We start from the raw sequence: 7,037 nt of genomic DNA, 5'->3' as shown, positions 1-7,037 counted from the left end.
CCGTCCCGGCCCGCGAGGCCGACCGGCTGGCCCTGCACAACGTGCTCCAGCAGCTGGACCACCTGCGCGAGTACCCGTCGGTGGCCGCGGCCGAGGCGGCCGGGAAGCTGCAGCTGACCGGGATGTACTTCGCGGTCGGCACGGCGCAGGTCCACCTGTTCGACGCGGCCGAGCGCACGTTCCGCCCGGCCGGGGCGCCGGTGGCGGTGCCGGGAGCCTGACCTCGCGCACGCGGGCCGTGCGCACCCGAGCACGGCCCGCGTGTGCGCGACCCTGGCCGGGGTCACTAAGTTGATGGTCCGTGACCATGCTGGTGATGACGGGGACCGGGACCGGGGTCGGCAAGACGATCACCACGGCGGCGATCGCCGCCCTGGCGGCGGACGGCGGGCAGCGGGTCGCGGTGCTGAAACCCGCGCAGACCGGGGTGCGGCCCGATGAGCCCGGCGACCTCGCCGACGTGCGGCGGCTCGCCGGGGACGTCACGACCCTCGAACTGCGCCGCTACCCGGACCCATTGTCGCCGGAAGCCGCGGCGCGCCGGACGGGGCTGCCGACGCTCGATCCCGGTGAGATCGCCCGGGCCGCGTCGGACCTGGACACCGGGCACGACCTCACCCTCATCGAGGGCGCGGGCGGGCTGCTGGTGCGCTTCGACGCCGCCGGGGCCAGTCTCGCCGACGTCGCGTGGTCGCTCGGCTCGCTCGTGATCATCGTGGCCGAGGCCGGGCTCGGCACGCTCAACGCGACCGCGCTCACCGCCGAGGTCGCCACCAAGCGCGGCCTGACGGTCGCCGGCGTGATCATCGGCGCCTGGCCTGCCGAGCCGGACCTCGCGGCGCTGTCCAACCTCGAAGACCTGCCCGTCGCGGCCGGGGCGCCGCTGCTCGGCGTGCTGCCCGCCGGGCTCGGCGCGGCGTCGCGGGACGAGTTCCTGGCCGCGGCCAGGGGCGGGCTCTCGCCGTGGTTCGGCGGCGAGTTCGACCCCGAGCTGTTCGCCGGGTGCGCGTCGGCCGGGAAGTGACCTGCGTCGCTGTCGCCCGAGGGTCCCGTCAGGCACGATGAGGGACGCTTCCCCACGACCAAGGAGACGCCTTGACCGCAGTTCCGGACACCGACGTCCTCGCCCACGCCCGTGAACTCGTCCTCGAAACCGGCGCCGGCCTGGGAGAAGCCGAGGTCCTCGAGGTGCTGCGGCTGCCCGACGACCGGCTGCCCGACCTGCTGGCGCTCGCGCACGAGGTGCGGATGCGCTGGTGCGGGCCCGAGGTGGAGGTCGAGGGCATCATCAGCCTGAAGACCGGCGGCTGCCCGGAGGACTGCCACTTCTGCTCCCAGTCCGGTCGCTTCCCGACGCCGGTGCGCTCGGCGTGGCTCGACATCCCGAACCTGGTCAAGGCCGCCCGCCAGACCGCCGAAACCGGCGCGACGGAGTTCTGCATCGTCGCGGCCGTCCGCGGCCCGGACAAGCGGCTGCTTTCGCAGGTCCGCGAGGGCGTGAAGGCGATCCGCGAGGACGGGAACGACATCCAGATCGCGTGCTCGCTCGGCATGCTCACGCAGGAGCAGGTCGACGAGCTCGTCGAGATGGGCGTGCACCGCTACAACCACAACCTCGAAACCGCGCGCTCGCACTTCCCCGCGGTGGTCACCACCCACACGTGGGAGGAGCGCTGGGACACGCTGCGGATGGTGGCCGAGGCGGGCATGGAGGTCTGCTGCGGCGGCATCATCGGCATGGGGGAGACGGTCGAGCAGCGCGCGGAGTTCGCGGTGCAGCTGGCCGAGCTGAACCCGCACGAGGTGCCGATGAACTTCCTGATCCCGCAGCCCGGCACGCCGTACGAGAACTACGAGATCGTCGAGGGCAAGGACGCGCTGCGGACGGTCGCGGCGTTCCGGCTCGCGATGCCGCGCACGATGCTGCGCTTCGCCGGCGGCCGCGAGCTGACCCTCGGCGACCTCGGCGCGGAGCAGGGCATGCTCGGCGGTATCAACGCGATCATCGTCGGCAACTACCTGACCAACCTGGGCCGGCCGGCTTCGGCGGACCTCGAGATGCTGGACGAGCTCAAGATGCCGATCAAGGCGCTCAGTGACAGCCTCTGACGCCGTCTTCTGCGTCCACTGTGGACAGGAATCGCCGGGCGGCGCGGACCACCCGGCGTGCCACAACCCCCGGACGGCGCTGGAACCTCCGCGCTACTGCACGTACTGCGCCCGGCGGCTGGTCGTCCAGGTGAGCCCGCTCGGCTGGACGGCGAAGTGCAGCCGGCACGGCGACACGGCCAGCGGCTGACGGCGTCCGCGCACTGACCGGTTACCCTCGGTCGCAGCATCTCGCAGGAGGGAGTCCGGGTGAGTGAGACGTCGGGGCCCGCGCACCGGCCGTCGGCCGTGGCCGGTCCGTGGTCGGTGCCCGTGCTGTTCCGGGAACGGCGGCCCAGGGTGGTCGTCAAGGCCGACCTGCTGCCCGCCATCAGCGTGCTCGGCACCCTGAGCATGCTGAGCTTCCCGCTCGCCTTCGCCTGGTCCTGGCTCGCGCCGCCGGAGCGCGTCCGCATCATCTCCGCCGATGGCACCCAGGGTGCCCTGGAGCTGGAGAGCTGGCACCGGTTCGACGACCTCGCCGTGTTCGGACTGATGACGCTCGGGCTCGGGATCGTCGTGGGCGTCGTCGTCTGGCTGCTGCGCGAACGCCGCGGTCCGGTCGTCTTCCTGGCCGCCGTGCTCGGGGTCGCGCTCGCGAGCGCGCTCGCGATGCTGCTCGGCGTCGGCTGGGCGAACGGCCACTACGCCATCACCAGCGCGCCCGCGCTCGGCTCGGTGATCGAGCTGGCGCCGCGGCTGGAGTCGTGGTGGGTGCTGCTCACCGGGCCGCTCGGCGTGTCGATCGCCTACAGCCTGCTGGCCACCTGGAACGGCCGCGACGACCTGGGCCGCCGCCTCGGCTGACGGCTTTGCCCTACGCTGGTCCCCTCACTCACAGGGGGGATTCCGGCAGTGACCGAAGACATCGAGGTTTCGCGGCGCGACGCCGTCCGCTTCCCGGGCATCAGCCCGCGCGCCTACGAGCACCCGGTGGACCGCGGCGCGCTCGCCACGCTGCGCGCGGTGCCCGGGTTCGCGCAGGTCGTGAAGGCCATTTCGGGGTTCTACAACGAACGCGGCGAGCGGCTGATGGCGCTGGCTTCGTCGATCCGCGTCGGGCCGAAGCAGTATCCGGAGATCGACCGGCTGCGCCACGAGTGCGCCGGGACGCTCGACCTGCCGTCGGTGCCGAACGTGTTCGTCTTCCAGGACCCGCGCCTGCGGGCGGAGGCGGTCGGCATGGACGAGCCGTTCATCCGGCTCAGCACCGGGCTCGTCGAGCTGATGAGCCCGGATTCGCTGCGGTTCGTGCTCGGCCACGAGATGGGGCACGTGCTGTCCGGGCACGCGGTGTACCGCACGATGATGGTGCGCCTGATCAGCCTGCAGCTGTCGATGTCGTGGACGCCGGTCAGCGCGCTCGGCATCCGGGCGATCATCGCGGCGCTGCGCGAGTGGTTCCGCAAGGCGGAGCTGTCGTGCGACCGCGCGGGCCTGCTCTGCGGCCAGGACCCGACGGCGGCGCTGCGCGCGCAGATCCAGGTCGCGGGCGGCATCGACCCGGCCCGCATCGACATCCCGTCGTTCCTGCAGCAGGCGTCGGAGTACGAGTCGGTCGAGGACATCCGCGACAGCTTCCTCAAGCTCAAGTTCGTCGAGACGGAGTCGCACCCGTTCGCGGTGGTCCGCGCGGCGCAGCTGCAGCGCTGGGCGGCTTCGGCGGAGTACCGCGCGATCCTGGCGGGCGACTACCCGCGGCGGGACGGCGACAAGCCGGGCTCGGACTGGAAGGACGACCTCAAGTCGGCCGCGCAGTCGTACAAGGAGTCGTGGAACTCGTCGGCGGACCCGCTGACGAAGGTGTTCAGCGACGTCGGCGAGGCGGTTTCGGGCGCGGCGGGCAAGGTGTGGAACAAGTTCGGGAACGGGAACGGCTCCGGTTCCTGAGTTGGTCCCGAGCGCCCCAAGGTGGCCTTGGTTGCGTCAGACGCACCCAAGGCGGCCTTCGGTGCGTCTGACGCACCGAAGGCCACCTTGGGGCGCTTTGGCCCGGGCTCAGTTCAGGCTGGCCGGGCGGCTCAGGTCGGTGAGCTCGCCCGGCGGCAGCGGGACCGCGCTCAGCGTGTTCAGGAACCCCGTCTCGCGCGTCAGCAACCGGCACGCGATGCGCAGCCGGCGCAGCGGGTGGCGTTCCTCCAGGAGGCGCTGGCGGTCTTCCAGCGGCAGCAGGCAGTCCGCGGCCAGCTGGTAGGCCAGCTCGTCGATCGGCGTGTCCGGGTCCGGGCTGTGCCAGTCGTCGCTACGCCACGCCGTTTCGCAGTAGCGCTGGTGGGCCGCGTGGGCGACCGCCGCCAGGCGCTCGGCCATGGTGCCCGACGGGGCCACCGGGTCGTCGTCGAGCCACGCCACCGACGCGATCAGGTACGGCGCCGACGTGCAGTCGAGGTCGGTCAGGCGGAAGCGGCGGCAGGCCTGCGTGACGACGTCGAAGCGGCCGTCCGGGAGGCGCTTCGCCTCGCGCAGGACCGTGCTGCAGCCGATCTCGTACAGCTGGTCCAGACCACGTACCTCGCGGGTCAGCGACGAGCGGAGGGCGACCACGCCGAACTCGCGGCCCGGGACCGTGCCGCTCACCAGGTCCGCGGTCAGCTGCCGGTAGCGCGGTTCGAAGATGTGCAGCGGGAGCTTGGTGCCGGGCAGCAGCACGGTCTGCAGTGGGAACAACGGCAGGATCGTCGTCGTCGCGTCACTTTCAGATTCCGGCTCGGTCACGCGTCCACGGTAAGGGGAGAAGGCACAGCCCGCAGCACGGTCACCGGTTCGGCGGCTTGAAGACGGCGAACGGATCAGTGATCTGCATGCCCTTGCCCGCGAAGGAGAACAGCGCCGCGGGACGCCCGCCCGCGCGGCCCGGTGCGGCGGTGTGACCAGTGGGAACCAGCAGCCCGCGCCGGGACAGCACCCGCTGCAGGTTGGTCGCCGAGACGCGGTAGCCGAGCGCCGCCGAATACAGGCCTCGCAGCGCGGAGATCGTGAACTCGTCGGGGGCCAGCGCGAACCCGAGGTTGGTGTAGGAGAGCTTCGAGCGCAGCCGGTCGCGGGCGCGCAGCACGATCGCCTCGTGGTCGAACGCCGTGCGCGGCAGCTTCGCGACGTCGTGCCACTCGGTGTCCTCGGGCACTTCGGGGTCGACGTCGGAGGGGACCAGCGCGAGGAACGCCGTCGCGACCACGCGCGGGCCGGGGACGCGGTGGGGGTCGCTGAACACCGCGAGCTGCTCGACGTGCTTCAGCTGGCGGACGTCGACCTTCTCCTTGAGCTGGCGCCGGACGGACGTCTCGACGTCCTCGTCGGGCCGCAGCCGCCCGCCCGGCAGCGACCAGCGGCCGAGGTGCGGGTCGAGCGCGCGGCGCCAGAGCAGCACCCGCAGTGTGTCCGAGCGCACTTGAAGGACCGCGCCCAAAACCTCGTGGGCCAGGGGGGCCTGGGTGTTAAGATGACTTCGCACGGTTTTCGATTGTAAGGCGAAAACCGGAGACCGGTCCAGGAGGGCCAGATGACCACCACGTTGGTTCCGGAAGGTCTCACCCCGTTCGGCGGGGTCGAGGCGAACGCGGCCTGGGCGGAGGAGGTGCGGCGCCTGGCGAAGCAGCGCGACGCGGTCCTGCTCGCGCACAACTACCAGGTCCCGGAGATCCAGGACATCGCCGACCACACCGGCGACTCCCTCGCCCTCAGCCGCATCGCGGCGAGCAGCGACGCGTCCACCATCGTCTTCTGCGGCGTGCACTTCATGGCCGAGACCGCGAAGATCCTCGCGCCGGAGAAGACCGTCCTGATCCCGGACGCGCGGGCGGGCTGCTCGCTCGCCGACTCCATCACCGGCGCCGAGCTGCGCGCCTGGAAGGCCGAGCACCCGGGCGCGGTGGTCGTCTCCTACGTCAACACCACGGCCGAGGTGAAGGCCGAGACCGACATCTGCTGCACGTCCTCGAACGCGGTCGACGTCGTCGCCAGCATCCCCGCTGACCAGGAGGTTCTCTTCCTCCCGGACCAGTTCCTCGGTGCCCACGTCAAGCGCGTGACCGGCCGGGAGAACATGCGCATCTGGGCCGGCGAGTGCCACGTCCACGCCGGGATCAACGGCGCGGAGCTGGCCGAGCGGGCGGCCGAGGACCCGGAGGCGGACCTGTTCATCCACCCCGAGTGCGGCTGCGCGACGTCGGCGCTCTACCTGGCCGGCGAGGGGGCGGTGGCGCCGGAGCGGGTCAAGATCCTCTCCACCGGCGACATGGTCCACGAGGCCCGCGACACCAAGGCCAAGACCGTGCTGGTGGCCACCGAGATCGGCATGATCCACCAGCTGCGCAAGGCCGCGCCGGGCATCGACTTCCGCGCGGTGAACGACCGCGCGTCCTGCCGGTACATGAAGATGATCACCCCCGCCGCGCTGCTGCGCTGCCTGCGCGACGGCCTCGACGAGGTCCACGTCGACCTCGAGACGGCGGCCCGCGCGAAGGCTTCGGTGCAGCGGATGATCGAGATCGGGCAGCCCGGCGGCGGCGAATGACCCCGCCGGTTAATGACCCACGGGCGAAAACCCCCGTCTGGGAAGCTCGCGCCGACCTGGTCGTGATCGGCAGCGGCGTCGCGGGGCTGACCGCGGCGCTGCGCGCGCAGTCCCTCGGGCTGCACGTCCTGGTGGTCACCAAGGCCGCCGTCGCGGACGGCAACACGCGCTGGGCCCAGGGCGGCGTCGCCGTGGTCCTGGAAGACCAGCACGACCTCGACGACTCGGTCGCCAAGCACGCGGAGGACACCCTCACCGCGGGCGCCGGCCTGTGCGATGAGCCGGCCGTGCGCTCGATCGTCGACGGCGGCCCGGCCGCGGTCGCCCGGCTGCGGGCGGACGGCGCGAAGTTCGACGTCGCGGCGTCCGGGGTGCT

General features: G+C 72.1%; 10 protein-coding genes. 8 read left to right on the top strand and 2 right to left on the bottom strand.

Annotation, left to right across the window (positions count from 1 at the left end):
* From G3I65_RS11580 to G3I65_RS11555, 6 genes are all read left to right on the top strand, one after another.
* Positions 1-221, top strand: a 221-nt coding sequence (locus G3I65_RS11580; protein WP_275940147.1) for a carbonic anhydrase, incomplete at its 5' end; no start/stop codon positions are given.
* 86 nt (positions 222-307) lie between these two features.
* Positions 308-1,024: a dethiobiotin synthase gene (gene bioD, locus G3I65_RS11575; RefSeq protein WP_166639962.1), complete on the top strand. Its 717-nt coding sequence runs from the start codon at positions 308-310 to the stop codon at positions 1,022-1,024.
* 71 nt (positions 1,025-1,095) lie between these two features.
* Positions 1,096-2,109, top strand: a complete 1,014-nt coding sequence (bioB, locus tag G3I65_RS11570; protein WP_160696107.1) for a biotin synthase BioB — start codon at positions 1,096-1,098, stop codon at positions 2,107-2,109.
* Positions 2,096-2,299, top strand: a complete 204-nt coding sequence (locus G3I65_RS11565; RefSeq protein ID WP_160696106.1) for a hypothetical protein — start codon at positions 2,096-2,098, stop codon at positions 2,297-2,299. The genes bioB and G3I65_RS11565 overlap by 14 nt, the downstream gene beginning before the upstream one ends.
* A gap of 59 nt (positions 2,300-2,358) precedes the next feature.
* Complete coding sequence (locus G3I65_RS11560; RefSeq protein WP_160696105.1) at positions 2,359-2,955, top strand: DUF2567 domain-containing protein; 597 nt, start codon at positions 2,359-2,361, stop codon at positions 2,953-2,955.
* Between the two features lie 48 nt (positions 2,956-3,003).
* The gene (locus G3I65_RS11555) at positions 3,004-4,038 is read left to right on the top strand and encodes a M48 family metallopeptidase (protein WP_125306887.1); all 1,035 of its coding nucleotides are present in this window, start codon (positions 3,004-3,006) and stop codon (positions 4,036-4,038) included.
* Positions 4,039-4,146: 108 nt separating this feature from the next.
* Here the strand turns inward: G3I65_RS11555 and G3I65_RS11550 are convergent, their stop codons facing one another.
* Together G3I65_RS11550 and G3I65_RS11545 are read right to left on the bottom strand one after the other, a co-directional pair.
* Positions 4,147-4,863: an LON peptidase substrate-binding domain-containing protein gene (locus G3I65_RS11550; protein ID WP_160696104.1), complete on the bottom strand. Its 717-nt coding sequence runs from the start codon at positions 4,861-4,863 to the stop codon at positions 4,147-4,149.
* A gap of 40 nt (positions 4,864-4,903) precedes the next feature.
* Complete coding sequence (locus tag G3I65_RS11545) at positions 4,904-5,536, bottom strand: NUDIX domain-containing protein (protein WP_086856682.1); 633 nt, start codon at positions 5,534-5,536, stop codon at positions 4,904-4,906.
* A 111-nt stretch (positions 5,537-5,647) separates the two neighbouring features.
* Between G3I65_RS11545 and nadA the strand changes: the two genes are divergently transcribed.
* Positions 5,648-6,661 (top strand): quinolinate synthase NadA, encoded by a 1,014-nt coding sequence (nadA, locus tag G3I65_RS11540; RefSeq protein ID WP_160696103.1) that lies wholly within the window; start codon positions 5,648-5,650, stop codon positions 6,659-6,661.
* Positions 6,658-7,037, top strand: a 380-nt coding sequence (locus tag G3I65_RS11535) for an FAD-dependent oxidoreductase (protein ID WP_203612356.1), incomplete at its 3' end; no start/stop codon positions are given. The genes nadA and G3I65_RS11535, both read left to right, overlap by 4 nt.

This window comes from Amycolatopsis sp. SID8362, from assembly GCF_010550475.1.
In the GTDB taxonomy this organism is placed as follows: domain Bacteria; phylum Actinomycetota; class Actinomycetes; order Mycobacteriales; family Pseudonocardiaceae; genus Amycolatopsis; species Amycolatopsis eburnea.
Note: the sequence above shows the minus strand (reverse complement) of the source record. Positions and strands in the feature narration are given on the sequence as shown.

Excerpts from the sequence above, each read along its gene's own strand:
- nadA (WP_160696103.1), top strand. The coding sequence starts at position 5,648 with ATGACCACCACGTTGGTTCCGGAAGGTCTCACCCCGTTCGGCGGGGTC.
- bioD (WP_166639962.1), top strand. The coding sequence starts at position 308 with ATGCTGGTGATGACGGGGACCGGGACCGGGGTCGGCAAGACGATCACC.